This window comes from Sporomusa termitida, assembly GCF_007641255.1.
In the GTDB taxonomy this organism is placed as follows: domain Bacteria; phylum Bacillota; class Negativicutes; order Sporomusales; family Sporomusaceae; genus Sporomusa; species Sporomusa termitida.
In genome coordinates, this window is sequence record NZ_CP036259.1 from 15,386 (window position 1) to 42,315 (window position 26,930).

Here is a 26,930-nt window from a genome sequence, read left to right on the forward strand (position 1 = left end):
AGCGGCCATGGAGGCGGTATTTTATGATCAAAATTCGCGATGAGCGTTCTGACCGGCTATGGGATGCCCGTTTTATTAAAACGATAAAGACGCTTGCCCCTGGTACGACTCTCAGAGACGGTTTGGAGAATGTTCTCAGGGCTAAAATGGGAGCGCTGGTGCTGGTAGGTGACAATCCGGCTTCACTGGATATTGTGGATGGCGGTTTTGAACTCAATTCCGAGTTTACCCCGGCTGGTTTCTATGAATTAGCTAAAATGGACGGGGCTATAGTTTTATCGAATGATGGTAAACGGATTATGTTTGCCAATGCGCAGTTAACGCCGGACTCGGACATTCTGACTTCTGAAACCGGGACGCGGCATCGAACGGCTGAACGGGCGGCCAAGCAGACTGGTGCTTTAGTTGTAGCCATATCCCAACGGCGTAACATTATTACTGTATATCTGGGTTGTCTCAGATACACGTTAAAGGACATCCCGGTAATATTAAACAGGGCTAATCAAGCCCTGCAGACTCTGGAAAAATATAAAAAGGTGCTTGATAAAGGTTTAACCAATTTAAGCGCGCTGGAGTTTGAAGACTTGGTTACCTTGTACGATGTAGCCCTGGTGCTTATTCGGGCCGAGCAGGCCCACCGCATTGCCAGGGAAATCGAACGCAATGTTATTGAACTTGGCACCGAGGGCCGGCTTGTCAGTATGCAAATGGAAGAGCTTGTTTCCGATGTTGATGCGACTGCACTCCTTGTTAAGGATTATTGCAACACCGGCGATCTTAAAGGGGATGAGTCCATTCGGGAACAGATTGCGGTATTGCCTGAAGATAATCTTGATCCGTTTACCATATGCCGGATCTTAGGTTATGGCGTTAGTGCCAATGCTATGGATATCCCGGTTGTGCCGCGGGGTTACCGGGTGCTCAGGCAAATATCCCGCTTGCCTTTAATCGTGGGGGAAAAGCTGGTAGCCCATTTCAAAACCCTGCATCATATATATAATGCCAGCATCGCCGAATTGGACGACGTGGAGGGGATTGGCGAGGTAAGGGCTAAAGCAATAAAAGACGGACTAAAGAGAGTGCGCGAGCAGGCTTTCCTTGACCGTCATGTGTAGTGCGATAAGCCGGCCTTAGCTTGGCTATTGGCTGCCGCTATCTTGGTAAAGCTCTAAGTTCAGGTTTTCGACAAACCGGGCATATGCCTGGTTTTCTTCTACTTTGACAATTCGGTAGCGCTTGTTATTTTCGCTGATGAGTTCATCGCCGGGGCTGACTACCAATGGGACATACATGAGGACTTCACCGGTGTTTTCTTCGATAATGATATAGTAATCATATATTTTCTGGGGGGGTTGTTCGGGTTTTTGTTGCACAGAAAAGATAGTAAGGGGAACATAATGGAGCACCCCAACTGTTACAAGCGCGAGCAGGGCCAGGATGCCGACCAATTTGCCCGTGTGGCTTAGTTTCACAATGGCAGCCCCCTATTCCTTGCGCTTTTTACGTGGACTTAGGAAGTTTACAAATTCATATTTAACAAAGTTTTTGAGTTTTCTTTTGGCCTCTTGCCAACTGCCTGTACTAAGAAACAGAAAGGCGATTGCCCCGCCAACAACAGCAAGTAACAAACCTAACATATCATAACCGGGAGCAGTGTCGATCGGAGCATAAGAGCCGCCGCCGGTATTATCGCCGCCGGTGTCGGTATAAGTGCCGGCGGGGCTGGCCTGGGCTACGCCGCCGCTGTTATTGCCCGGACCCAGGAAAAAGGGAACAACATTAGCAAACAGGGTTATGCTGCGTTCGGCAGCCTCACGGCTATTATACTGAGTTCCAACCTCCACTAATAAAGACCGGGGGCTTAGATCCTGGTTGTAGTTGCCGTGAGCAATGAAAATCCCACGAATAAGCCCGCGATATTTAGCGTCTGTTGCTCTTTTGATGCTGCGGGCATAATCCAGGGTTGTTTTACGATTCTGATTCTGACGGCCTACCACTAAGAGCAGCCTAGTGGCCGGTTTCCCGTTAATCGTAGTACTGTAGGCTTTAAGCGGAGCACTGTCGCGGTGAAGATCAAAAATTGCGGCCGGCTGTGACTGTAACAGCTTCATCGCGGTACGGCGGGAACGATGGTAGGCGTTGGCATCATGTGGATCATGCAGTGTCTTGGAATGCTCGACCTGATAGCCCAGTTCAGTCAATCTTCTTTCAAAAGCACTGCCGACAAGCATGATAGAGCCTTTGCCCCGCTGAGTCGGGGTCCCATCGTTAGGGATATAGGATTCGTCGGTATGGGAGTGGTAAATGGCAATTTTGGGTGCGGGCGCATCCGGCGCCGGGGCCTGAACAAAAATAGCATTGTCCGGAGCCTGGGATGTGAGTTGCTCTATCGCCCGGCAGTGCGCCAGTGTGCCTTCCACCGCAGTGATCTCATATAATACATCGTCCTCACCGATATATTCATCACCCTGACGAACTTCATGGCCTGTCTGGAGAATGACAACACCCTTATCATCAATCACTGTATAATAGCCGGAAAGCAATTCACCGCCATCTGCTGCTTCGGCCAATTCGGCCGGAGCTGCCAGCGCTGATAGCGTGCCAAGGCTTAATGCCAGCAGCATTAATATAATTCTCAATAAATAACACATAGTTACCCCCCTTTATCGGTATTATTCCCCTTGGCAAAATGTTTATGTAATACTGACAAAAGGGCAAAAAAAACACAGCCCCATTAGGCTGCGCAGTATGTAAGTATTAAGTAAGATGAAAAACACCCAGGGTCTTTACGTTTTTGTATTCCTGGAGCATAACTTCATGCAGAGACAGGCCTGTTAGATTGCACAAAGCCGCCAGATAGAACAGGCTGTGGCCGAGTTCATTGGCGATCACTTCCCGGCATTGAGGACATGTCTCACCAACCAGGTGTGAAGACATGTGGTCCTTAAGTTCACTATAGGCAGCGTCGGCAGGCGCTGACTGACGGACAGCCGAGACCTGAATGCAGCCGCAACCGGTAACAGCCTTCGCAACAGCCCTGTTTACCCTGGCGGAGGTTTCTTGATATTTTGTTAATACATCCAGGATGCTGCGGTGGCGGATTAAGTAATCATCTGCAATAGACTGAAAGTCTAAAAAACATTTATTATCATGCATGTTAGTTACACCTCGCTTTGCCTTTTATTATATAAACTGCTCTCTGCAGTTGTCAATGTATAGGGCAATAACTGCCTAAGAATAATTAAAGCAGGCTTCTTGACAGGATTGTGTATACATGCTAAAATATAAAATTTTGACAAAAGCGGAACCTTTATGCTATACTATAACCTACTACAGCCAAGATCTTTTAAGACTTGACGTATTTTTTTATTCAAAGCTGGGTATAATTAAATTATATTTCCAGTTTTTGGATTAAAATTAAGTTATAGAAAGGAGGTAGAAGCCGTGATTGACAAAACACTTAGAATCCTTATTACCGTATTGGCGGCGGTTGGTGGCCTGATGATAACTGACAGGATTATTCCTCTCCTGACAGTTGTGGTTAGTGAAGAATTTCTAAACATCGGTGTGTTTGGCGTTACCATGACTACTATTCTCTCATTTGTTTTTGGGGGAATTGCGGGGGGCGTGCTTGGCTTCCTGGTAGCACCATTTTTTGTTAAGCAACTTTGGCACTTTACTTACTGGGTGGAATTACGTTTAAACAAAATGCCAGGCTACGATGTGCTGGCCGGTGTGTTGGGTTTAGCAATTGGACTAATAATTTCTAATTTGCTGGGATCGGCTTTTTTACCTATCCCGATTGTCGGGAAGTATGTTCCACTGCTTTTGAGTATTATTCTCGGGTATTTGGGGATTAATGTTGCTATTAAGAAACGGGAAGAATTGTTCAGCATGTTTTCCGCGTTGCCGGCATTGCCGTGGCTTAACCGGGATGGTAAAGAACGTACCAAAGAAAAAAATGCCAATGTGTGTCCTGCCAAAATACTGGATACGAGCGTTATTATTGATGGCCGCATCGCTGATATTTGCAAAAGCGGCTTTATTGAAGGACTGCTCATCATTCCGGTGTTTGTGCTGGAGGAACTCCAGCATATTGCTGATTCATCCGATCTTCTGAAGCGTAACCGCGGTAGGCGCGGCTTAGATATTTTAAACCGCATGCAGAAAGAACTGGAGTTAAATGTTCACATTGATAATCGCGACTTTGAAGATATCGCCGAGGTTGATTCAAAGTTGATTAAACTGGGACAATTACTTAAAGCCAAGATCATCACCAATGATTATAATCTTAACAAGGTAGCAGAATTACAGGGCGTTTCTGTTCTTAATATCAACGAACTGTCTAATGCTGTCAAACCGGTAGTTTTGCCGGGCGAAGAAATGGTCGTACATGTTGTTAAAGACGGCAAGGAGTTTGGCCAAGGCGTAGCCTATCTTGACGATGGAACCATGATTGTGGTTGACGGTGGGAAAAAACATATTGGGGAGACTGTAGGTGTCTTAGTTACCTCCGTATTGCAAACTGCCGCCGGCCGGATGATTTTTGCCAAACCCAAAGTAGCGATGTGAAAAAAGCCTTCAAGCCTTTTGGCTTGAAGGCTTTTTGCCCTGTGATAAAATTATACAGAAACCGGGCCATCTCTTTCTTGCCGGTTACCTGGATGATTAGTTTTTTATCCCCGCAAATTCTACTGAGGAGGGAAGTTATGGTTTGTGTTATCATTGCGGCTGCCGGGCAGGGAAAAAGAATGGGGAGCGGCATCAATAAGGTATTGCTGCCGCTTGCAGGCAAAGCCGTGTTAGTACATACTGTATTGGCAGCCGCTGCTGTTGAGGCCGTAGGTCGTGTAATCATAACGGCAGCCGGTGAAGACATTGAGGCTATACGCACCCTGCTGGCTAGCAACAACCTGTCAGTGCCCTGGCAGGTTGTTGCCGGTGGAATTGAGCGCCAGCATTCCATTGCCAATGCCCTGGCGTTGATTCCGGACACTACTGATATCGTGGTAGTCCATGACGGAGCCCGCCCGCTGGCCGGGGCGCACCTGTTTGATCAGGTTGTCGCTGCTGCCCGCCAGTATAATGCCGCTATAGCCGCCGTACCGGTCAAGGACACCATTAAGTCGGTCGATGCCGCCGGCTGGGTTATGAATACCCCTGACCGGCGTAAGCTGTGGGCGGTTCAGACACCACAGGCTTTTGCCGCCGGTTTGCTAAAAAAGGCCTATGCCCGGGCGGCAGAGGAAAGTTATATCGGCACAGATGACGCCGGTTTAGTGGAGCGTCTGGGTACCGGCGTACAAATTGTACAAGGTGATTATCAGAATATAAAGATTACCACTCCGGAAGATCTAGTTTTTGCCGAAGCCATTCTAGCCAAACGACAGGAGGCCGTAACTATGATTCGTACAGGCATCGGTTATGATGTTCACCGCCTGGTTCCGGGGCGCAAACTGATTTTGGGCGGCGTAAATGTTCCCTATGGGCTGGGGCTTGACGGCCACTCTGATGCCGATGTTCTTTTACATGCTATTAAAGACGCTCTGCTGGGGGCAGCCGCATTAGGTGATATTGGCCGCCATTTCCCCGATACGGATGGTCGTTATAAAGGGATATCAAGCCTGGTACTATTGGCTGAAGTACGTGTAATCCTGGCCGGCCATGGGTATACTGTCAATAATATTGATGCTACTATTGTTGCCCAAAAACCCAAATTAGCTTCATATATTGCGAAAATGAACGAGAATATCGCTGTAACCTTAGGTATTGGCAGCAGCCAGGTTAATGTAAAAGCCACGACGACCGAGGGGTTAGGTTTTGCCGGCCAGGAGCAGGGGATTGCTGCATATGCAGCAGTCACAATCATCAGTGCTCGGCTTTAATGGTCAATCTGTATAAAAGCCCAAAAAGTACACATATTATAACTAACTGATATTGACCTATCTGGAGGGCTGATTATGCGGAAAACAAGTTGCAGACTGTTAATTATCCTGCTGCTGTCAATGATCATTATCCTGTATCCCACTTCCGCCCTGGCAGCTGATTTTAGTTTTAACATAAATATCATGCGCCAGGACGGAGCCACTTGCGGCGAGTTATGGCTTAACGATAAACTGGTATGGCGCTTGGCTTTGCTGGCTGATGGCGCTAAGCCGGTAGCCGGCGGCTTTAATGGAGCAAACACGACACTGATAATTCCGGACATTGTAAACGGTATGTTTGTCGTTAAGGTGGAGTAAGCGCTGAACTGTCTAAAAGACAGTTCATTTTTTTCGCCCCATCTGAATCTATAAAAGTTCAAGACTATAATCTAAGGGATAAGAAAAATCTTTACCCTAAGGGGCACAGGTGGCTTTTGCCGGCGTCTGGCAGGACTTGGCACAAGCCAAGTTTTTCTAACCCCATCAGCATTCATAACAATTCAAGGCTGATTGCTAAGGGATAAGAAAAATCTTTGGCTTCTGCCGGCGTCTGGTAGGACTTGGCACAAGCCAAGTTTTTCTAATATTATTTTGCAAGCTGGCGTGCAATCTGCTAGAATATACAATGATTGGCATTATGAGCAACCTTTGTTAACAATGTATGGAAGGGGTAAATATAAATGGGACGAGAAATCAGGGTGCGTTTTGCACCAAGCCCGACCGGGCCGTTGCATATCGGGGGGGCACGCTCGGCGTTGTTTAACTGGCTGTTGGCCCGTAAAGAGGGCGGCAAGCTGATTCTGCGGATTGAGGATACCGATCTGGAGCGCTCAACCCGCGAATCTGAGGAGAACATTAAAGCCTCGTTGCGGTGGCTGGGGCTTGACTGGGATGAAGGCATTGATGCGGGCGGCGATTACGGGCCGTACCGGCAGACAGAACGCCTTGATCTGTACCGCCAGTATACGGATAAGCTGCTGGCCAGCGGACAAGCTTATTACTGTTTTTGTACCGAGGAAGAACTCGAGGCAGAGCGTCAGGCGCAGATGGAGCGGGGGGAGACACCACGCTATACCGGCCGCTGCCGTAATTTGCCCGCAGCTGACCGTGAGCGCCTGGCTGCGGCCGGTCACAAACCGACTGTCCGTTTTCATGTACCTGAGAACCAGCAAATTATATTTAAAGATATGGTGCGGGACACCGTAAGTTTTGATTCTAACGGTGTGGGTGATTTTGTTATTGTCAAATCAGATGGTATTCCTGTATATAACTATGCAGTTGTGCTTGATGATGCCCTGATGAAAATAACCCATGTCATTCGCGCCGAGGAGCATCTGTCTAATACGCCCCGGCAAATCCTAATCTATCAGGCGCTGGGATTGCCTTTGCCGCAGTTTGGTCATATTTCACTGATCCTGGGAAAAGACCGTACCAAGATGAGCAAACGCCATGGTGCGACCTCGGTTGAACAATATAAAAAGCTGGGATACTTACCTGCAGGGATTGTAAACTTTCTGGCCCTTTTAGGCTGGGCACCGCCCGGAGAGCAGGAACTGTTCAGTGCCGACGAACTTATTAATCAGTTTTCCATGGACCGGGTTGCCAAAAATCCGGCCGTGTTTGATGTTGATAAATTAAACTATATTAATGCGTATTATATGAAGCAAGCCGCTCCGGAACTGGTGACAGAACTGGCCTTGCCTCATCTGCAGGCTGCCGGCTATATCGGTGAACACCTGCCGGCTGACCGGAAAGAATGGCTGGTCAAAGTGGTGGCTGAACTACAGGGGTATATCAGCTATGCTGCGCAAATCACAGAACACATTGATGTGTTTTTTAACGATGAATTTGAGTTTGAGAGTGACGAAGCCCACGCAATTATGCAGGATGCCGATGTTGCGAAAGTGATAGACGTTTTTAAAGCCCGGCTGGAGGCCTTAGACCCGCTGGCGCCCGCGGCTGTTCAGGCTATCCTCAAAGGTATTACCAAAGAACTTAAATTGGGCGGAAAAAAAGTATATATGCCGCTGCGTATTGCCATCACCGGTAAAATGCACGGGCCTGAGCTGATTAATCTGATCCCGCTCATTGGCAAAGAGCGTACCTTGGCCAGAATCGCTTCACTGCTGGCAAAAGTATAATTTGGGTTTGCTGAGATTGCTGCTTGACATAGCCAAGCAGCCGTTAGTATAATTTATTCATAATACCGATTTGCCTACTCGGAAATAAGCAGTGTAACTAGAAACACCAGAAATAAATAAGTGCGAACAAGCGCACATAAATGCAATGATCGGGAGAAGTATACGTTTACCCTCCTTCAGAGAGGTGCCGCCACCGGCTGAAAGCGGCGCTGGGCAAGGGTTCGTAGAAATGCACCTGGTAGCAGGATGGGTGAATTTTAAGTAAGCCGTCACGGGTGCTGCCGTTATCAGCATAAAGCGGGGGGATATCCCCAAGCAGAGTGGAACCGCGGGCCACCGTCTCTGTAGTGAGATGGTGGTTTTTTTATGCCCGTTCTAAATTATTTTGAGGAGGGAATACTATGCTTAAACGGATAAAACAAGACATTAAAGTAGTCTTTGACCGCGATCCTGCCGCAAAAAGCGTAATCGAAGTCTTATTGTGCTATCCAGGTCTGCATGCTATTTGGCTGTACCGTATCTCCAACTATTTATTTAAACGCGGCTGGGTGCTTGTACCGCGTATGATCTGCTATTTCAACCGCTTATTAACCGGTGTGGATGTTCATCCGGGCGCAACTATTGGGGACGGTCTGTTTATTGACCACGCAACCGGGGTTGTCATTGGTGAAACCTGTATTATCGGCAATAATGTTACTCTGTATCAGGGTGTTACCTTAGGCGGCACAGGCAAAGAAAAAGGCAAGCGCCATCCCACTATCGGTAATAATGTTGTTGTGGCCAGCGGCGCGAAAGTATTAGGTTCATTTATGGTTGGCGACAATTCCAAAATTGGGGCCGGCTCGGTGGTGCTGCGGGAGGTTCCGCCTAACTCCACCGTCGTTGGCATACCGGGCAGGATTGTCTGGCATGAGGGAAAAAAAATAAACCGTCCTGATATAGACGGAATAGACCTGGAACATGATGATTTACCAGACCCTGTGGCAGAAATGCTGCACTGTATGCAACGCAATATGAAACGCCTGGAAGCACGGATTGAACAGTTGGAAAAGGAGTTGAAACAGCATGACCCTGAAGGTGTTTAACACCCTGACAAAGCAAAAAGAAGAGTTTGTTCCCCTGACGCCAGGGAAGGTAAAAATGTATGTATGCGGCGTGACTCCCTATAACCATCCCCATATCGGCAATGCCCGTCCGTTTATAACCTGGGATGTCATTCGCCGTTATCTGGAATATTCAGGGTATGACGTTTTCCATGTTCAGAACTTTACTGATGTTGACGATAAGATTATTAATGCGGCTAAAAGTGAGCAAGTAACCTGGGATGTGATTGCCAACAGATATATAGCCTCCTATTTTGAAGTCATGGATACACTTAACATCAGGCGGGCCCAGGTTTACCCCAGGGTGTCTGATCATATTCCGGAAATTATCGCGATGATTAAAACACTTGTAGATAAAGGCTTTGCCTATCCTGTTGCGGGGGATGTATACTACAGTGTGGAACAATTTCCCCAGTATGGAAAATTGAGCGGTCGAAATCTTGAAGATATGAAGGCCGGTGCCCGGGTTGATGTTGATGAACGCAAGCAGCATCCGATGGATTTTGCTTTGTGGAAAAGCGCCAAACCGGGTGAACCGGCCTGGGATAGCCCCTGGGGACCGGGAAGGCCGGGCTGGCATATTGAGTGTTCGGTTATGTCTTACAAGTATCTCGGCGCCAGCTTTGATTTTCATGGCGGCGGCAGTGATCTGGTATTCCCCCATCATGAAAACGAAATTGCCCAGTCCGAGGCTTTTACCGGGGTTGAACCGTTTGTGCGCTTTTGGCTGCACAACGGTTTTATTACCGTAAATGAAGAGAAGATGAGCAAATCACTGGGAAATTTTTTCCTGGTAATTGATATCCTGGAACACTTCCGGCCAGAGGTGCTGCGTTTCTTTATCCTGTCAACCCATTACCGGAGCCCGCTTGATTTTAGTGATGAAAGGCTGGAAGAAGCCGGTCGGAGCCTGGAACGCTTAAAGACAGCCAGCGACAACCTGATACACCTGGCAACCTTTGCGGCCGGTAGCGCCAGCGGGGATTCACAGGCCCTTGTTAAAGCCGCGGCCGCGTCAATGGCTGAATTTGTTGCCGCCATGGACGACGATTTCAACACTGCGCTGGCGATTAGCACCATGTTTGGCTTAGCCAAAGAGATTAATATTTACCATAGTAAGGTTGCTGCCGGCAAAGCCGGCTTGGATAAGGAGGCTCTAACCCAAGTTGACAAAACCTACAGTCAGATGGCTGATATTATCGGGATCAGGCTGGCAGGCACCGGTGCCGCTGCTCAAGACAGCAATACCGAACTGGTTAATGAGCTTATGCAACTTATTATTGATATCCGGCAGGAAGCCCGGCAGAAAAAGGACTGGGCAACCGCAGACCAAATTCGCGACAAATTAGCTGTGGCAGGCATTGTTCTTGAAGACTCGCCGCAGGGCGTCAGGTGGAAAAAACGGTGAACTTTGATCACTTTCAAAAATTAGTGGATAACCTTTTTACTTTCAATGAGGCCGGGGAAATATCCCCGGCTAAATATCATGATATTGATGCCGGGCGGCTGGCGCCATTGGTGCTGGCGTACGTCGGTGATGCCTATTTTACGCTTTATGTGCGTACAAGACTGCTGGGGTATGAACAAAACAAGGTCCGGGTCTTACATACCTTTGATGCTAAAATTGTGTCGGCTGTCATGCAGTCTAAAGCCGTTAAAGCGCTGGAAGACCAGCTTTCGCCGGCAGAGGCCGATATTGTCCGGCGGGGGCGCAACGCTAAGTCGACAGTGCCCAAAAGTGCTTCGATTTCCGAATACCGGTATGCCACCGGTTTCGAAGCCTTGATGGGGTATCTGTATTTGGAGAAAAAGCACGACAGGCTGTCGGAAATTGCCGACAAGGCTTTCGCTATTATTTCCCGGGAAATGACAGCTATTGCTAAAAAGTAGCCAAAAGGGAGAGCTGTAGCCATGAAATTAAAATTAATCCAATATACACCGGAGCCTGAACGCACTGTGGCCATGTCGGCCCGGCTCTGTTATTCGGCCAGTGGGGCGGAGGAACTGGCGCAAACAATGTCCGACACCCAGGTAAGCACATTGCTTGATAAGCTTTTTGGCATGGGCCATTTGTCAACATTTGAGCATGTAAATTTTACCTTTGCCATTGAAGGTATTTCCCGGGTACTTACCCACCAGCTTGTCCGCCACCGTATTGCCTCCTATTCACAGCAGTCACAGCGGTATGTAAGTGAGCACGGCTTTGAATATATTTTGCCGCCAGCAATTGCCGGCCACCCTGAAGCAAAAGTGAAATATGACAGGCTCCTACACCAGATTCAGCAGACTTATGATGAATTGGTGAGTCTCGGTATACATCAGGAAGATGCGCGCTATGTATTGGCGAATGCCACTGAAACCAAAATTGTTGTAACTATGAATGCCCGCTCGCTGCTGCATTTTTTTGAAAAACGGTGTTGTCAGCGGGCACAATGGGAAATACGCAACCTTGCCAATGTTATGCTGGCAGAAGTTAGGTCAGTTGCGCCCCGCCTGTTTGCCAAAGCCGGTCCAACCTGCGTAACCGGTGGTTATTGCCCGGAGGGGGCCCTGTCATGCGGCCGGCTGGCAGGAATTAAATCGCAAAAGTAGAACTCTTACCTAGTACACATATTCAACAAATTATGTGCAATTTTCGCTGGAGGTAATCGACAATGCGGCGTGTGCTTCTGGAGGGTGTCCAGGCAGGTATGCAGTTGGCTCAGCCCGTATACGGGCTAAATGGTCAGGTGGTTTTGAACAGCGGGGTTGAACTGACCGAGTATCATGTTTCTAAATTGTCCGAACTTGATATTAAGTATATCTACATTCAGGGGGAAGCGCTGCTTATCGACCCTGCTGATGAAGCAGCGCAAAGTGCCAGGAATGAGATTGTCCTGAACGCTCATGCGGCGCTGACTGAAGTAAGTGTTGGCAAGTATGTTCAGATGGGGACGGTCAAAGATAAGTTGCTGTCACTTTTAGACGAGTGTTGTATACACAAGGAGATCCAGCCTTTATTTACTGCCATGCAGATGTGCAACGACTATCTGTTTAAACATGCTGTTAATGGTTATTTCTTTGCCACAATGATGGGAATCAGCTGCGGCCTGGAGGGGCAGCGGTTACGGGATCTGGGCCTGGGGGCGCTGCTCCGGGATGTCGGTATGATAACTATTTCCCGTGATATCCTCAATAAGCCGGGCACGCTGACCCCGGAAGAGATGGCGATCGTAAAAAAACATACGGAGAAAGGCTATGAAATTCTGCAGCGTAACTCTGATATCAGCTTAGCGGCTGCCAACTGCGCATTGCAGCATCATGAGCGTTTTGACGGCAGCGGTTATCCCCGTGGCGCCAGTGACAGCTCCATTCATGAGTTTGCTCAGATTGTGGCCATTGCCGACGTATATTGTTCCATGACAGCGACGACCCCTTACCGGAAAGCATTGTCTGTCTATGATGCATTAGCCATTATTCAAAAAGCAGGCGGTACTTACTTCAATCCGGAGTATATTCAGCTGCTCGCTAAAAATGTCGCCCGCTATCCGATGGGGGCTGTAGTCCGGTTGAATAATAAAGCAACGGGGATTATTAAAGACTATGCCGACGAATGCAAGACTAAACCTATTATCAGTATAACTGCAAACGCCGCCGGCGAACGGGTAAGCCAAACTGTTACTATTGATATGACAGCCAACCCTGCATTGTATATTGCCGAGGTTTCTTAAATTAGCTTAATACGGCCGGCAATGGCGGTAGTGCACCTGTTATGGATGTTGAAACTATGAATCAAATCTGTGAATGACTAGAATGGACAACCGGCAGGATTATATTCTGCCGTTTTTTCATAATAATAAGAGACACAAACTTTTCCTTAAGGAGCGATATTGATGTCTAATGACGCAGAAATAATAGCTGGCCGTAATAGCGTTCTGGAAGCGCTGAAAGCCGGCCGGTCACTAAACAAAATTCTAATTGCCAAAGGGGAACGGCAGGGCTCAATCCGCGATATCATTGCTCAGGCCCGGGAACAGGGATTAGTTATACAAGAGACTGAGATTGTTAAGCTTGACCAACTGTCGGCTGGGGTGAGACATCAGGGGGTTGTTGCGCTGGCGGCGCCGGTTGCTTATGTGGAGATGGAGGATATTTTGGCAGCTGCCTATGGGAAAGATGAGCCGCCATTTTTGGTTCTTCTTGATGAATTGGCTGATCCTCACAATGTGGGGGCCATTTTACGCACTGCTGATGCAACCGGTGTTCATGGTGTACTTATCCCCAAACGACGCAGCTGTCCTCTTACGCAAACCGTAGCTAAAACCTCGGCCGGTGCAGTTGAGCATGTACCAGTGGCACGAATCGGCAATGTCTCCCAAACCCTTAAAGCCTTAAAAAAACAGGGCCTTTGGGTAGTAGGTGCCGATATGGACGGAACAAAAGACTATTATGACGCCGACCTTACCGGCCCTGTTGTTATTGTTGTCGGGAGTGAGGGCGAAGGCATGGGGCGGTTAACAAAAGAGGCCTGTGATTATATTGTGCGTATCCCCATGCGGGGCAAGATTGCATCTCTTAATGCATCGGTGGCATGCTCGCTGTTGCTGTACGAAGTCCTTAGACAAAGGGAGCTGAAAACAAAATGAAACACTGGATGGGGATCATTTTGGCAGTGGCCATCATATTAACCGGGATAGCCGCTTTTTGGCTGACCAGGCCGCTGTTTGCCCAGACAGTGTATAGCGGTGTAAGAGTGGCCAACATTGAAGTTGCCGGAAAATCCCGGGATGAAGTGGCGCAAATGCTATCAGTATGGCAAAAAGATCAGGTGGGCCGGCCTATTTTGCTAACTTATGGCAGTGCGACATTTCGTATTGAACCTGAGCATATTGATTATAGCATTGATGCCGAAGCAACAGCCGATGCTGCATGGCAGGTGGGGCGTGAAGGCTCCTGGTGGCAGCGTCTGAAAAAAATTAGCGACGTCCAGGTGGAGGGGTGGTCGACGCCCCTCAAAATCAGGTATAATGAGAATAAGCTTGACACAGTCCTGGAGCAGCTTCAGGAAAATATCAACAAACCGCCGCGCAATGCCACGCTCAGCCTGCATACCGGTGGTATTGTGTCTGAGGTCGAGGGGCAGGAGATTGATGTTGCCGCTCTGAAAAAATTAATGCTGTCGGCGGTTAACCGTTCTGAGACCAATACCATCATCCTGCCGGTAAAACCGGTCTATCCGGAAATTACGGCCGAAGAGCTTGCTAAAAATGGCATAAAAGAACTGGTTGCCGTGTATACAACTGTGTTTAACACCGAAGATGCCAACCGGACAGCTAATGTAAAATTGTCTGCCCAAAAGATAAATGGCAAACTGCTTTATCCCGGACAGGTCTTTTCCTACAACGATACTGTGGGCCCCAGAGAAAAATCACAGGGCTTTAAAGAGGCCATGGAGATTATTAATGGCGAATTTGTACCTGGAATCGGCGGTGGTGTATGTCAGGTTTCATCAACATTATATAACGCTGTACTGCTGGCCGGGCTTAACATTGTGGAACGTACCAACCATTCTAAGCCGCTTGCTTATGTTCCGCTGGGGCGGGATGCAACGGTTGCGTATAATACCCTGGATTTTAAATTTGCCAATAACAGCTCGGCGCCGGTAATGATTATGGCCGAAGCAGAAGGCAACAAACTGAATGTGGGGATATTCGGACAGCGTGCTCTTGATAAAAACATTGATATTGTGACAGTTGACCAGCAGGTGATTCAGCCGGCTACCATAAAAAAAGCCGACCCATCGTTGCCCCCGGGCGAAAACAAGGTTGAAAAACCGGGTAAACCCGGATACTCAGTAACTGTTATCCGGATTATCCGTGATAATAATGGGACAGAACTAAAACGCGAGGTACTATCGCGCGACAAGTATGCCCCTGACAATACCGTGATCAAAACCGGACCGGCCCCAAAACCGGTTCAGGCAGAAACAAAGAGGACTAAGGATACAGACAAACCGTTTGATGCCGGCAGTATGCAATAAGATTGGAGATCTTTTCTCGATGGACTTGTTAATCGTCGATGGTTATAACGTGATTAATGCCTGGCCGGAGTTGAGTATAATAAAAGACAGTTTAGAATATGCCCGGGCCAAACTTGTGGACATACTGAGTGAGTATGGTGCATATAAAGGATTTAAGACAATTATTGTGTTTGATGCCCATCTGGCTGCCGGCAAAGGTGCCAGCCAGATCCTGAATAGTGAATTGGAGGTGATTTACACCAAAGAAGGTGAAACGGCTGACAGCTGTATCGAGAAAATGGTATACTATCTTGTCCGCCAGGGAGAACGTGTTTATGTTGTCACCTCTGATTCGGCCGAGCAAATGTTTGTTCTGGGGGCGGGCGCGTTCCGGATTTCAGCCCGCGAACTAAGAAATGACGTTGCCAGCGCCAAAAAAGAGATTAAGGCAAACATTTCCCAGAAGGTATTTGCGCGGGACCGGCATGAGCTTGGCAGCCGTCTGGGACAGGATATTTTTAAGCGCCTTGAAGCGATGCGCAGAGATGGGCTTGACTAACTTTGCGCTTACAGGTATAATTTATTGTGATAAGACGTGAACTAATACCGTAGGCACTATCCCTTTAGTGCACTTTTATTTTTTTCACAATGACAAATGGCCGGTTTTTGCAGATAAAAGAAAATTGGTTTTGGCCATTATCGACAGCAAAATAAAAACTAGTGGGGGCGATGCGGGTTAATACTCAACGCGATCTGTATGGTTGTTTTGACAACTTAACTGATGAAGAAATAGTATTTGACGCCAAAGATAATGACAACACGGTCGCTCTGGAGTATTTGATTAATAAATATCGCAACTTTGTGCGGGCTAAAGCCAGATCGTATTTTTTAATCGGCGCTGAGCGTGAGGACATCATCCAGGAAGGCATGATTGGTTTATATAAGGCCATTCGCGATTTCCGCAATGATAAGCTGTCATCGTTTCGAGCTTTTGCGGAATTGTGTGTAACTCGGCAAATTATTACCGCCATTAAGACCGCCACTAGACAGAAGCATATTCCCTTGAATTCGTATGTTTCTTTAAATAAACCCATTTATGATGAAGATTCTGACCGGACGCTATTAGATGTGTTATCCGGCTCTAAAGTCACTGATCCGGAAGAACTGGTAATCAGCCGTGAAGAGTTTGTTGATATTGAAGAGAAAATGGGCGAGATTTTAAGCGATCTGGAGTGGAAGGTACTGATGTCATATCTTGATGGCAAGTCTTATCAAGAAATTGCCGTTGAACTTGACCGTCATGTCAAATCGATTGATAATGCTCTGCAAAGAGTAAAACGTAAACTGGAGCGATATCTGGAAAATCGCGGTGAAGACAGCGATATTCGGGGTATGTACAGAGGCCTAACCGGCCTGAATAAAGAGGTTCCGGCAGATCTAAACAACTACAGTGACAGCTATGATGACCAACGTAGTATAAAATGACACCATTAGCCGGTGTCATTTTTTCTTACTCCATCATAATACGATGCGATGCTGTGAACTAAGGGATAAGAAAAATCTTTACCCAACGGGCACAGACGGCTTCTGCCGGCGTCCCGAGGGACTTGGCACAAGCCAAGTCTAAGTCTACCAGAATTTATAAAAAAATTCTGTGGACATAAGAACGACTAAGGCTTCTGCCGTCGTCCTAAAGGACTTGGCACAAGCCAAGTCTTTTCTTATCATCCCAATATATAACGGAGGTGGTTGAGCATATGACAAAGCTGAATCAAATAAAAACGATAGCAATACTGACAGGTGGCGGTGATGCACCGGGGCTTAATGCTGTAATCCGGGCGGCTGTGAGAACGGCACTGGGCCGGGGACTTACTGTTTGGGGTATAAAAAATGGCTTTGGCGGCATGGTCGAAAATAAAATGATGCAACTGACAGATGAAAGTGTGGCCGGGATTCTGCCGCGCGGGGGGACGATACTGGGAACCACGAACCGTGATAATCCTTTTAACTATCCTCAGACACAGGCGGGGGCGGTTATTTATACAGATATGTCGGCCCGCGCTCTGAATAACCTGCGGCAGGCCGGGATTGAGGCGCTTATTGTTATCGGCGGTGATGGAACCATTAAGATTGCCGGGGAATTTCATCAGCTGGGTTTGCCGGTGGTCGCTGTTCCGAAAACTATTGACAATGACATACCGGTTACTGAGCGGACTTTCGGGTTTGACACCGCTGTTGGTGTGGCTACAGATGCTCTTGACCGGCTGCATACTACCGCCGAATCACATCACCGGGTTATGGTGCTTGAGGTGATGGGCAGATATGCCGGCTGGATTGCATTACATGCCGGCATGGCTGGCGGCGCTGACTGTATTTTAATTCCGGAAATACCTTTTAACACTGGCTCGGTTATTGCCAAGATTAAGGAACGTCAGCAGCGGGGCCGGCAGTTCAGTTTAATTGTTATTGCTGAGGGGGCTCATGCTTTGGGCGGGGAAATATCAATAGCGCGTATTGTCGAAGGCAGTCATGAAAAAGTGCGCTTGGGCGGCATCGGTGAAAAGCTGGCCAGAGAGATTGAGGAGCTTACAGGCATGGAGTCCCGCTGCACCGTACTGGGACATGTTCAGCGGGGCGGGACGCCAACCGCGTTTGACCGGGTGCTTTCAACACGTTACGGCGTAGCTGCTGCGCAAAGTGTGCTGGCGGGACATTTCGGTATTATGGTGTCTTTACAAAAAAACCGGATTATTCGTGTACCAATTGCTGACATTGCCGGTAAAGCCAATAATATTACGCCTGAAGACGAACTATTACTTGCCGGCCGGGCAATTGGTGTTTGTTTTGGTGATTAAGAAAACTGGGCCCGGGTTATAATAAGCCCTAAATAGCGAGGTTTTTGCAGCCGCGCAATGGAGGGCTACGATGGAAACATTGGGCATTACTCTATTTAGGGTTGTTGCCGGCATGGGGGTGCTGCTTGTCATCATGCTGGCCATCGGCCGCCGCCAGTTGGGTGAACTCAGTTCGTTTGATTTTCTGACATCAATTACTATTGGCGCAGTGGCAGGTGCACTTATTGTTGATCCCCGCATTGAACTGGCAAGCTCGCTGATTGCCTTATTGGCGCTGGGAGGAATGCAACTGGTCTTTGGCTGGTTAAGTATTAAAATTCGCCCGGTCAACCATAAACTTAACTTTAAACCGCTGGTGATGGTGCAAAACGGTCAAATCATCAAAGAAAGCCTGCGCAAGGTACATATGCCTGTGGAAACCCTGTTGCAGCTGCTGCGGGAAAGAGACGTTTTCGATATTACTGTCGTAGAACTTGCCGTGTTAGAGCCCCATGGCCGGCTAAGCGTGCTAAAGAAAGCGGAGCATTTGCCATTGACACCTTGTCAGGTTAATTTTAATGTTACCCCGAACAGTGTCCTGGTACCTGTAATCCTGGAGGGAAAGTTGCAGGAACGCGTACTGGCTGATATGGGATTATCACCACAGCAGATTGAAGAGTTTCGCTGCCAACATGTAAGCACCATTAACAATGTTTTCATTGCTTTCATGGACCAGGACAAACGGCTGCATGTAATTCATGATGATGCCCGGGAGTGCAATGTATTTTTACATTGATGCCCCGGGCTTTTCTTACGAAAATATTAAATTTTTTAGAATATGCAAGATATTTAACCGAAATGTGGTAAAATAGGAACATGTTTCAGGGAGGTAATTATGAAAAGTCAGCGTTTTAATTATTGTCCTAAATGCGGCGGCCAGGTCGGTTATCGTCAGGTGGGGGACCGTGAGCGCCTGGTCTGTGCCGCCTGTTCCTATACAATGTATGAGAATCCGATTGTGGGGGTTGCGGCAATTGTGCGGCAAAACGGGAAAATTTTGCTGGGCCGGCGGGCTGTAGCTGCCAGTTATCCCGGGTTATGGTGCATACCCTGCGGTTATGTGGAATATGATGAAGATATCCGGGCGGCGGTTAAACGGGAGTTCCAGGAGGAAACAGGCTTGTCTATCGAACCCGGTCAGGTTTACGCGGTTTTATCAAACTTTCATAATCCGGCTGTTCATACTGTCGGTGTCTGGTTTTTGGCCGAAGTTATTGGCGGCACCCTTGGACCGGGCGATGACTTAGACCAGGTGGCTTATTTTCCGCTGGACTCGGTGCCTGACCTTGCTTTTCCCACCGACAGGCAGGTAATCGGTTTGCTGCAGGCAGATCACAATAATAAGAAGAGGGAAGTGACCCAGTGAGTGACAATTTGATTGCGGTAATCATTGGTATTGTGGAAGGGTTGACAGAATTTTTACCGATTTCATCAACCGGGCACATGATTCTTGTTGGTTCCTTATTAGGCTTTGAAGGGGAAAAAGCCAGTGTATTTGAGGTGTTTATCCAACTAGGGGCTATTTTATCCGTGTTGATTTTATATAAAGACAAATTTTTGGCGATGCTTAGGCCCCCGGCCCTGAACAGTTTTGGCGGCAGCCTTACGGCTATGCATGTGTTGGCCGGCATTGTGCCGGTGATGGGGCTTGGCTATCTTTTGCATGAATTCATCAAGACCTATCTTTTTTCCCCTTACACAGTGATTATCGGTCTGATTGCCGGTGCTCTGCTCATGCTGACAGCTGAGAAATTCTCACGGCGCCCGGTCACCAATAATGTCGATCAGATGACAATAAAACAGGCTTTTTTTGTGGGTTTGTTTCAATTTTTATCCCTTTGGCCAGGCTTTTCGCGCTCTGGCTCAACCATTGCCGGTGGATTATTTTTAGGTATGAGCCGCAAAGCCGCAGCCGAGTTTTCTTTTATCATTGCCGTGCCGCTTATGCTGGTGGCCTGCATGTACGATTTAATGAAAATATGGAATCAGCTGAGCTTTGAGGACGTTACGATGTTCGCTATTGGCTTTATTGTCGCGTTTATTACCGCCTATGTATCCATTGTCTGGTTTTTGCGGTTTCTTAATAACTCCACCCTGGCTTCGTTTGCTTACTACCGGTTTGTTGTAGCCGGACTCTCTTATTACTATTTTTTTATAAAGTAAATCGCCGCGGATTCCTGGTATACGTGCGTAATAATAGATGCTAAGCTGATGAATTTATCTGTTGGAGGTTATGGCGCTTTGGATGTGAAATTAATTAATCCATTTTTAGAAGCAATAACAACAATCCTGCCGCAGCTCGGCTTTAAAGAAATCAACCGGCGCGGACTGTCGGTCAAGGAACAGCTATTGGCAAGCCAGGGGGTTACGGTAATGATCGGCATTACCAGAGGCGTTAAGGGAAATGTAGCCTATAATATGTCCGCTGATACCGCGAAGAAGGTTGCCTCAACCATTATGATGGGAATGCCTGTGCCGGAAATGGACGAGATGGCCCAGAGCGCCCTTTCGGAAATGGTTAATATGGTTACGGCCAATGCCGCCATAAATTTTGAAAAGCAGGGTCTGTCTGTGGATATTTCGCCTCCCAGCATTGTTGTTGGTAGTGAGTACACCGTACAGGTAAGCAATACTAAGTATTTGGCGCTTAGTTTACTGATCGATTCTGAGCCTATTGAGGTTAATGTTAGCCTTGGCGTATAGATAAAAAAATGCGGTTCATTTCAAACTTAGCCATGCGTCTTATCTGCCGAAGCTGGGAAGCCTATGGCCGGCAAAGACGGACAACGGCTAAATGTAAAAATTACTAGTAAAAAGATGTTGACACAGCATCATCGGTATTATATAATATGTTTTGTCACTAGACAGGGCTAACAAAAAAAAGATGCTGGCGTAGCTCAATTGGTAGAGCAGCTGACTTGTAATCAGCAGGTTGGGGGTTCAATTCCTCTCGCCAGCTCCATCCAAATTCGGAGGGATTCCCGAGTGGCTAAAGGGAGCAGACTGTAAATCTGCCGTCTTTGACTTCGGTGGTTCGAATCCACCTCCCTCCACCAATCACAATCTTAATAACATCGCGGGGTGGAGCAGTTGGTAGCTCGTCGGGCTCATAACCCGAAGGTCACAGGTTCAAGTCCTGTCCCCGCAACCAAAGTAATTCACGTGCTTTATAGGTTCTAACCTGAATTTATAAAGCACAGCTTTATAAAGAAACGAACTCTATTAACCCCACCATCTGCGACAAGCCAACTATCTGCCACGCAGCCGCAAACGGCTTAGTAGTGTCCAGATGCGAGGCGCACCGGAAAAGCGTGCAGCGCGGCGCACTGGGAAGTGCGTAAGCAAACGCTTTGAGGAGCAACGAAGCAGATGGGCGCTAATAAGTCGTTTGCGCTATTTGCTGGTGTAGCTCAGTCGGTAGAGCGTATCCTTGGTAAGGATAAGGCCACCGGTTCAATCCCGGTCACTAGCTCCATCCTAATATGGCGGCGTAGCTCAGTTGGCTAGAGCATTCGGTTCATACCCGAAGTGTCCGGGGTTCAAATCCCTGCGCCGCCACCATGTAAATATAAAAACCCTGCAGATATTTGCAGGGTTTTTATATTTATTGCTGGCGGCAGCAGGAATTTTGCTTATTAAATAGAATAATCTAGTTTTGTAAAATGATGTATACTGCTGATTATTTGTGTTAATACATAATATGATAAAGTTATAATTAAGGGGAGGTAACACTCGAAAATGGCTAAGAAAAAGTTTGAAAGAAACAAACCCCATGTTAACATTGGTACAATTGGTCACGTTGACCATGGCAAAACCTCGCTGACTGCCGCAATTACCATGACGCTGGCCAAACACGGCGGCGCCGAGTTCATGGCCTATGATCAAATCGATAAAGCACCGGAAGAAAGAGAACGCGGTATTACCATCAACACCGCCCACGTGGAATATGAAACTCCTGCCCGCCACTATGCGCATGTTGACTGCCCGGGCCATGCGGACTATGTTAAAAACATGATCACCGGGGCCGCCCAAATGGACGGCGCCATCCTGGTTGTATCGGCCGCTGACGGCCCGATGCCGCAGACCCGTGAACACATCCTGCTGTCCCGCCAGGTAGGCGTACCGGCCATGGTTGTGTTCCTGAACAAAGCGGATCTGGTTGATGACGCGGAGTTGATGGAACTGGTGGAAATGGAAGTGCGCGAACTGCTTTCCAGCTACGAATTCCCCGGTGACGACATTCCGGTAGTGAGCGGTTCGGCAGTAAAAGTACTTAACTGCGGCTGCGCCAAGCGCGAATGCGAATGGTGCGGCAAGATTCATGAACTGATGGACAAAGTTGACGGCTACATCCCGACGCCGGAACGGGCCACTGATAAACCGTTCCTGATGCCGGTGGAAGACGTATTTACCATTACCGGCCGGGGTACAGTAGCAACCGGCCGTGTAGAGCGGGGTGTAGTAAAAGTCAGTGATACCATCGAAATCGTAGGTATGACAGAAAAACCGAAATCAACCGTAGTAACGGGCGTAGAAATGTTCCGTAAGCTGCTGGATTCGGCCGTGGCCGGGGATAATATCGGTGCCCTGCTGCGTGGTGTTGACCGGAAAGAAATCGAACGGGGCCAGGTACTGGCAAAACCAGGTTCGATTAAACCGCACACCAAATTCAAATCGGAAGTATATGTACTGTCGAAAGAAGAAGGCGGCCGTCATACCCCGTTTTTTAACGGCTACCGTCCGCAGTTCTACTTCCGGACAACGGACGTAACCGGTGTTGTTACCCTGCCGGAAGGCGTGGAAATGGTAATGCCTGGCGACAACATTCAAATGGACATCGCCCTGATTACCCCGATCGCTATTGAAGAAGGCCTGCGTTTTGCAATCCGTGAAGGCGGCCGCACCGTTGGTGCCGGCGTTGTAACTGCGGTTGTTGAATAGTTAAAATATGTTATTTTATAGAAAAACTGTATATTTGAAGTTTTATATGATATAATAAATAGGCAGGGAAATAACCCTGCCTTATTTATTGACATGCCCGAACCTGTGGGCTATTGACATGCCGATATAATTATGATAAATTGTATTAGTGACATTTAAGAAAAACTATTAAATTATAGACTCACGGCGCTATATTTACTGGTAAGAGAGGTGTACAGGATGCGCAACGCGGTAACATTGGCCTGCACAGAATGCAAACAACGCAATTATCAGACCAATAAAAACAAGAAAAATGACCCGGATAGATTGGAGTTTAACAAATACTGCAAGTTTTGCAAGAAACAAACTCCGCACAAAGAAACAAAGTAACTGTAACAATTGCTTAAGTTTGCCACTATAAGTAGTGGTGTGGTCGATTGGTAGAGTAGCAATCTTTCAATCCCTTGCGGGGCTTAAGCATTGTTGCCTTTATCAAAATGCACGCACAGGATGTGAGAGAATGGCCGCCCAGGAAACAGCTGTCCAGACGAATACATCGCGCTGGAAGAAATTTTTACGGGAAGTAAAAGCTGAATTAAAAAAGGTAACGTGGCCGGGCAAATCAGAACTTATTTCCTATACGGGAATCGTATTTGTGACGGTTATTGTTGTTGCTGCTCTGATATGGGTAATTGATGCTTCGTTTACTCAGGTGTTAAAGGTGATCATGAAGTAGACTGGGGAGGTGGGGGACGTATTAGCGTCCCTTGAGGCTATGGAATCCGAAAAGCTCGAAAAACACTGGTATGTTATCCATACATATTCCGGTTATGAAAACAAGGTAAAAGCCAATTTGGAGAAAAAAGTCCATTCTATGGCAATGGAAAACGAAGTCTTCCGTGTGCTTGTACCCATGGAAGATGAAGTGGAAATAAAAGACGGTAAGAAAAAAATTACCAAGAAAAAAGTTTTCCCCGGATATGTTCTGGTAGAAATGATTGTAACAGACCGCTCCTGGTATGTTGTGCGCAATACGCCGGGGGTTACTGGTTTTGTCGGTTCAGGAACCAAGCCGATTCCTTTGAGCGAAAGTGAAGTCAAACATATCCTCAAATCAATGGGTATGGAAGAGGCTAAACCCAAAATAAATGTTGAACTCAATCAGTTAGTGCGAATTACTTCTGGTGCCTTTGAAAATTGGACAGCCACGGTAATGGATATTAATCCTGATCGGGGCAAGCTTAAAGTGCTTGTCAACATGTTTGGTCGGGAAACACCTGTAGAGCTTGAGTTTACTCAGGTCACGAAAGTTGATTAAGGAGGTGTAATATAATGGCTAAAAAGGTTGTAAAGCTTGTAAAACTGCAAGTTCCCGCAGGTAAAGCTACTCCGGCTCCTCCTGTAGGTCCGGCTCTTGGTCAGGCTGGCGTCAATATCATGGCTTTTGTTAAGGAGTTTAACGAAAGAACGGCCAAACAAGCGGGTCTTATTATTCCGGTCGAAATTACGGTATTTGAAGATAGATCATTTACCTTTATCACCAAGACTCCACCTGCCGCTATTCTTTTGAAAAAAGCTGCCGGTATTGAAACTGCTTCCGGCGAACCTAACACAAAGAAGGTTGCTAAAGTTAAGCGGGATAAGGTGCGGGAAATCGCCGAATCTAAAATGCAAGACCTCAATGCTGCCAGCGTAGAAGCTGCTGTGCGGATGATTGAAGGAACTGCCCGCAGTATGGGCATTGACGTCGTCGATTAATAGCGGCGTCGTAAGTGGGAGGACTAAGTACTTCCGTTATTACCACAAAGGAGGTTGATTAATATGCCTAAACATGGCAAGAAGTATATCGAAGCTGCTAAACTTGTCGATTTAGATAAGTTATATGACCCTGATGAAGCAGTAGAACTGGTAAAAAAGACTGCAAGTGCTAAGTTTGACCAAACTGTAGAAGTTGCGGTTAAACTGGGCGTTGACCCGAAACATGCAGATCAGCAGGTTCGCGGTGCTGTTGTGCTTCCTCACGGCACCGGTAAAACCAAACGGGTGCTGGTATTCGCCAAAGGGGAAAAGGCCAAAGAAGCTGAGGCCGCCGGTGCAGAATTCGTCGGTGCTGAAGATATGGTGGAAAAAATTCAGGGTGGCTGGGCTGATTTTGATGTAGCGGTGGCTACACCTGATATGATGGGTATGGTGGGGCGCCTGGGTAAGATTCTCGGACCCCGGGGCTTAATGCCTAATCCCAAAGTTGGTACTGTTACTCTTGATGTAACCCGTGCCATTAATGAAATTAAAGCCGGTAAGATTGAATACCGTACCGATAAAGCCGGTAATATCCATGCTCCTATCGGCAAAGTTTCTTTTGACAGTGAAAAACTGCTTAAGAATTTTTATACACTGATTGATACCTTGATTAAGGTTAAGCCATCTGCTGCCAAAGGCCAGTATATGCGCAATATTTCCTTAAGCTCAACTATGGGCCCTGGTGTCAAAGTTAATCCGCTCAAAGCACCCGGCAAAAAAGAGTAACATTCATAAAGTTTATATGCATAAGGCTGTAGACCGCAGGTTATACAAGTAAAAGCTTTTAGGATGAGCTTTCCTGCCGAGGCCGGGGATTTGCAGCGTGTAACTCAAAATGGTTATAACGCGGCCTCCGGTGTGTTTACACTGGAGGCCGCTTTTGCTTTATGCTTTTTAAAGGAGGTGTAATAAATGGCTATCACACAAGAAAAACAACAGTCGGTTGCTGATCTGAAAGCAAAGCTCAGTATTACCAAAGGTGCCGTTCTGACCAATTACCGCGGCTTAACTGTGGCTCAGGATACCAAACTGCGTCGCAAGCTGCGTGAAGCAGGTGTTGAATACCGGGTGTTTAAGAATACCCTGACACGCATTGCTGCCAAAGAAGCTGGTATTGAAGGCCTTGATCCTTATCTGGAAGGACCGACCGCCATTGCCATGTCTGCGACTGATCCTGTGGCTCCGGCCAAGGTTATTTCTGATTTTGTCAAGGAAAACAAACTGCAGACGCTGGAAGTAAAAGCTGGTTTGGTAGAAGGCAAGGTAATTGACGCTAATGGCGTTAAAGCCCTGTCCAACCTGCCCGCGCGCGAAGTGCTTATTGCTCAGGTTCTAGCGGGAATGCAGGCTCCTATCGCCGGTTTTGTCAATGTGCTTTCCGGCACTGTGCGCAATCTGGTGTATGCGCTTGACGCTGTTCGTCAACAAAAAGAATCAGCGTAATCTAGTTAGCTTAGAAAATAATTTTAAATGAATTTTGTGGAGGTATTTTAACATGACTAAAGAACAAATTATGGAAGCCATTGAGCAAATGACTGTGCTCGAACTTTCCGAACTGGTAAAAGCTCTGGAAGAAAAATTCGGTGTTTCTGCCGCTGCTCCTGCTGCCGCTGCTGCTCCTGCTGCCGCTGCCGCCCCTGTTGCTGAAGAACAAACCGAGTTTGACGTAATTTTGACCAACGCCGGCGCAGGCAAAATTAATGTTATTAAGGTTGTGCGCGAAGTTACCGGTCTTGGCCTCAAAGAAGCTAAAGATATGGTTGACAGTGCACCTAAAGCAATCAAAGAAAAAATCTCCAAAGCGGATGCCGAAGCTCTTAAAGCTAAACTTGTTGAAGCTGGCGCAACTGTAGAAGTTAAATAATTTAACTTAATAAAAGGAGCACCTGTGCAGGTGCTCCTTTTTAAATTTCAAATAATTTCATATTATCCCTAATTTTTCTTGACGAATTAGAGAAGATATGATACCATTATATATCGCCGTACATGTTTATATTTACTAGCTGTCTGCTGGAATTTTTTATGAAAAACCTTATAAAATCCGGCGTATAAATTTCGGAATGGCAGGAAATAGTAATATAATGGAGGATGAATCGGTCTTCATCGAAAAAAAGCAAGGACCTTGATTATTAGATAGAGCCTTGCTTGTT

30 protein-coding genes, 5 tRNA genes and 1 other annotated feature are annotated in these 26,930 nt (G+C 47.2%); of the genes, 32 read left to right on the forward strand and 3 right to left on the reverse strand.

What is annotated here, in order from left to right; translation table 11 throughout:
- Positions 1-23 precede the first annotated feature (23 nt).
- A complete protein-coding gene (gene disA, locus SPTER_RS00075) occupies positions 24-1,115 on the forward strand; it encodes a DNA integrity scanning diadenylate cyclase DisA (RefSeq protein WP_170233078.1) in 1,092 nt (363 codons plus the stop codon).
- 24 nt (positions 1,116-1,139) lie between these two features.
- Here the strand turns inward: disA and SPTER_RS00080 are convergent, their stop codons facing one another.
- From SPTER_RS00080 to SPTER_RS00090, 3 genes are all read right to left on the reverse strand, one after another.
- Positions 1,140-1,472 carry a stage II sporulation protein P gene (locus tag SPTER_RS00080; protein WP_246105425.1) on the reverse strand — a complete coding sequence of 111 codons (333 nt, stop codon included), beginning with the start codon at positions 1,470-1,472 and terminating at the stop codon, positions 1,140-1,142.
- A 12-nt stretch (positions 1,473-1,484) separates the two neighbouring features.
- On the reverse strand, positions 1,485-2,651 hold the full coding sequence (gene spoIIP, locus SPTER_RS00085) for a stage II sporulation protein P (protein WP_246105426.1): 1,167 nt from the start codon (positions 2,649-2,651) through the stop codon (positions 1,485-1,487).
- Positions 2,652-2,757: 106 nt separating this feature from the next.
- Entirely contained in the window at positions 2,758-3,156 is a 399-nt protein-coding gene (locus SPTER_RS00090; protein WP_144348499.1) for a nucleoside triphosphate pyrophosphohydrolase family protein, read from the reverse strand.
- A 288-nt stretch (positions 3,157-3,444) separates the two neighbouring features.
- On the opposite strand from SPTER_RS00090, the gene SPTER_RS00095 reads away from it, so the two are divergent.
- The 31 genes from SPTER_RS00095 (at position 3,445) to rplL (ending at position 26,644) form a co-directional block, all read left to right on the forward strand.
- Positions 3,445-4,572 (forward strand): PIN/TRAM domain-containing protein, encoded by a 1,128-nt coding sequence (locus SPTER_RS00095; protein WP_246105427.1) that lies wholly within the window; start codon positions 3,445-3,447, stop codon positions 4,570-4,572.
- 137 nt (positions 4,573-4,709) lie between these two features.
- Positions 4,710-5,885: a 2-C-methyl-D-erythritol 4-phosphate cytidylyltransferase gene (ispD, locus tag SPTER_RS25510; protein ID WP_144348500.1), complete on the forward strand. Its 1,176-nt coding sequence runs from the start codon at positions 4,710-4,712 to the stop codon at positions 5,883-5,885.
- A gap of 75 nt (positions 5,886-5,960) precedes the next feature.
- On the forward strand, positions 5,961-6,242 hold the full coding sequence (locus SPTER_RS00105) for a hypothetical protein (RefSeq protein WP_144348501.1): 282 nt from the start codon (positions 5,961-5,963) through the stop codon (positions 6,240-6,242).
- A 362-nt stretch (positions 6,243-6,604) separates the two neighbouring features.
- Positions 6,605-8,065, forward strand: a complete 1,461-nt coding sequence (gene gltX / locus SPTER_RS00110; protein WP_144348502.1) for a glutamate--tRNA ligase — start codon at positions 6,605-6,607, stop codon at positions 8,063-8,065.
- A 136-nt stretch (positions 8,066-8,201) separates the two neighbouring features.
- Positions 8,202-8,412, forward strand: a binding site (T-box leader).
- Between the two features lie 54 nt (positions 8,413-8,466).
- Entirely contained in the window at positions 8,467-9,150 is a 684-nt protein-coding gene (cysE, locus tag SPTER_RS00115; protein WP_144348503.1) for a serine O-acetyltransferase, read from the forward strand.
- Positions 9,131-10,576, forward strand: coding sequence for a cysteine--tRNA ligase (gene cysS, locus SPTER_RS00120; RefSeq protein ID WP_144348504.1), 1,446 nt, complete (start codon positions 9,131-9,133; stop codon positions 10,574-10,576). The genes cysE and cysS overlap by 20 nt, the downstream gene beginning before the upstream one ends.
- Complete coding sequence (locus SPTER_RS00125; protein ID WP_144348505.1) at positions 10,573-11,058, forward strand: Mini-ribonuclease 3; 486 nt, start codon at positions 10,573-10,575, stop codon at positions 11,056-11,058. Before cysS ends, SPTER_RS00125 begins: the two co-directional genes overlap by 4 nt.
- Before the next feature lie 21 nt (positions 11,059-11,079).
- The gene (thyX, locus tag SPTER_RS00130) at positions 11,080-11,760 is read left to right on the forward strand and encodes an FAD-dependent thymidylate synthase (protein ID WP_144348506.1); all 681 of its coding nucleotides are present in this window, start codon (positions 11,080-11,082) and stop codon (positions 11,758-11,760) included.
- A gap of 62 nt (positions 11,761-11,822) precedes the next feature.
- Positions 11,823-12,878, forward strand: a complete 1,056-nt coding sequence (locus SPTER_RS00135) for an HD-GYP domain-containing protein (RefSeq protein WP_144348507.1) — start codon at positions 11,823-11,825, stop codon at positions 12,876-12,878.
- A gap of 162 nt (positions 12,879-13,040) precedes the next feature.
- The gene (gene rlmB, locus SPTER_RS00140) at positions 13,041-13,793 is read left to right on the forward strand and encodes a 23S rRNA (guanosine(2251)-2'-O)-methyltransferase RlmB (RefSeq protein WP_144348508.1); all 753 of its coding nucleotides are present in this window, start codon (positions 13,041-13,043) and stop codon (positions 13,791-13,793) included.
- Positions 13,790-15,187, forward strand: coding sequence for a VanW family protein (locus SPTER_RS00145; RefSeq protein WP_144348509.1), 1,398 nt, complete (start codon positions 13,790-13,792; stop codon positions 15,185-15,187). The genes rlmB and SPTER_RS00145 overlap by 4 nt, the downstream gene beginning before the upstream one ends.
- A gap of 19 nt (positions 15,188-15,206) precedes the next feature.
- The gene (locus SPTER_RS00150) at positions 15,207-15,725 is read left to right on the forward strand and encodes an NYN domain-containing protein (protein WP_144348510.1); all 519 of its coding nucleotides are present in this window, start codon (positions 15,207-15,209) and stop codon (positions 15,723-15,725) included.
- Positions 15,726-15,895: 170 nt separating this feature from the next.
- Complete coding sequence (gene sigH, locus SPTER_RS00155; protein WP_144348511.1) at positions 15,896-16,651, forward strand: RNA polymerase sporulation sigma factor SigH; 756 nt, start codon at positions 15,896-15,898, stop codon at positions 16,649-16,651.
- A gap of 272 nt (positions 16,652-16,923) precedes the next feature.
- Positions 16,924-18,021 carry a 6-phosphofructokinase gene (locus SPTER_RS00160; protein WP_144348512.1) on the forward strand — a complete coding sequence of 366 codons (1,098 nt, stop codon included), beginning with the start codon at positions 16,924-16,926 and terminating at the stop codon, positions 18,019-18,021.
- A gap of 70 nt (positions 18,022-18,091) precedes the next feature.
- Positions 18,092-18,796 carry a DUF421 domain-containing protein gene (locus SPTER_RS00165; RefSeq protein ID WP_144348513.1) on the forward strand — a complete coding sequence of 235 codons (705 nt, stop codon included), beginning with the start codon at positions 18,092-18,094 and terminating at the stop codon, positions 18,794-18,796.
- Between the two features lie 99 nt (positions 18,797-18,895).
- Positions 18,896-19,426 carry an NUDIX hydrolase gene (locus SPTER_RS00170; protein ID WP_144348514.1) on the forward strand — a complete coding sequence of 177 codons (531 nt, stop codon included), beginning with the start codon at positions 18,896-18,898 and terminating at the stop codon, positions 19,424-19,426.
- A complete protein-coding gene (locus tag SPTER_RS00175; protein WP_144348515.1) occupies positions 19,423-20,223 on the forward strand; it encodes an undecaprenyl-diphosphate phosphatase in 801 nt (266 codons plus the stop codon). Before SPTER_RS00170 ends, SPTER_RS00175 begins: the two co-directional genes overlap by 4 nt.
- 84 nt (positions 20,224-20,307) lie before the next feature.
- Entirely contained in the window at positions 20,308-20,763 is a 456-nt protein-coding gene (locus SPTER_RS00180) for a chemotaxis protein CheX (RefSeq protein ID WP_246105587.1), read from the forward strand.
- Positions 20,764-20,946: 183 nt separating this feature from the next.
- Positions 20,947-21,022, forward strand: a tRNA-Thr gene (locus SPTER_RS00185).
- A gap of 9 nt (positions 21,023-21,031) precedes the next feature.
- A tRNA-Tyr gene (locus SPTER_RS00190) sits at positions 21,032-21,116 on the forward strand.
- Between the two features lie 19 nt (positions 21,117-21,135).
- Positions 21,136-21,211: transfer RNA gene (locus SPTER_RS00195), tRNA-Met, on the forward strand.
- A gap of 248 nt (positions 21,212-21,459) precedes the next feature.
- Positions 21,460-21,535: transfer RNA gene (locus tag SPTER_RS00200), tRNA-Thr, on the forward strand.
- Positions 21,536-21,544: 9 nt separating this feature from the next.
- Positions 21,545-21,621, forward strand: a tRNA-Met gene (locus SPTER_RS00205).
- 177 nt (positions 21,622-21,798) lie between these two features.
- Positions 21,799-23,001 carry an elongation factor Tu gene (gene tuf, locus SPTER_RS00210; RefSeq protein ID WP_144348517.1) on the forward strand — a complete coding sequence of 401 codons (1,203 nt, stop codon included), beginning with the start codon at positions 21,799-21,801 and terminating at the stop codon, positions 22,999-23,001.
- Between the two features lie 219 nt (positions 23,002-23,220).
- Positions 23,221-23,370, forward strand: a complete 150-nt coding sequence (rpmG, locus tag SPTER_RS00215) for a 50S ribosomal protein L33 (protein WP_075752794.1) — start codon at positions 23,221-23,223, stop codon at positions 23,368-23,370.
- Between the two features lie 130 nt (positions 23,371-23,500).
- Entirely contained in the window at positions 23,501-23,716 is a 216-nt protein-coding gene (gene secE / locus SPTER_RS00220) for a preprotein translocase subunit SecE (protein WP_144348518.1), read from the forward strand.
- A 39-nt stretch (positions 23,717-23,755) separates the two neighbouring features.
- Complete coding sequence (gene nusG / locus SPTER_RS00225; protein WP_144348519.1) at positions 23,756-24,298, forward strand: transcription termination/antitermination protein NusG; 543 nt, start codon at positions 23,756-23,758, stop codon at positions 24,296-24,298.
- Positions 24,299-24,312: 14 nt separating this feature from the next.
- Complete coding sequence (gene rplK, locus SPTER_RS00230; RefSeq protein WP_144348520.1) at positions 24,313-24,738, forward strand: 50S ribosomal protein L11; 426 nt, start codon at positions 24,313-24,315, stop codon at positions 24,736-24,738.
- 63 nt (positions 24,739-24,801) lie between these two features.
- A complete protein-coding gene (rplA, locus tag SPTER_RS00235; RefSeq protein WP_144348521.1) occupies positions 24,802-25,506 on the forward strand; it encodes a 50S ribosomal protein L1 in 705 nt (234 codons plus the stop codon).
- A gap of 186 nt (positions 25,507-25,692) precedes the next feature.
- Positions 25,693-26,223: a 50S ribosomal protein L10 gene (gene rplJ, locus SPTER_RS00240; protein ID WP_144348522.1), complete on the forward strand. Its 531-nt coding sequence runs from the start codon at positions 25,693-25,695 to the stop codon at positions 26,221-26,223.
- Positions 26,224-26,275: 52 nt separating this feature from the next.
- Positions 26,276-26,644, forward strand: coding sequence for a 50S ribosomal protein L7/L12 (rplL, locus tag SPTER_RS00245; protein WP_144348523.1), 369 nt, complete (start codon positions 26,276-26,278; stop codon positions 26,642-26,644).
- Positions 26,645-26,930: the final 286 nt, after the last annotated feature.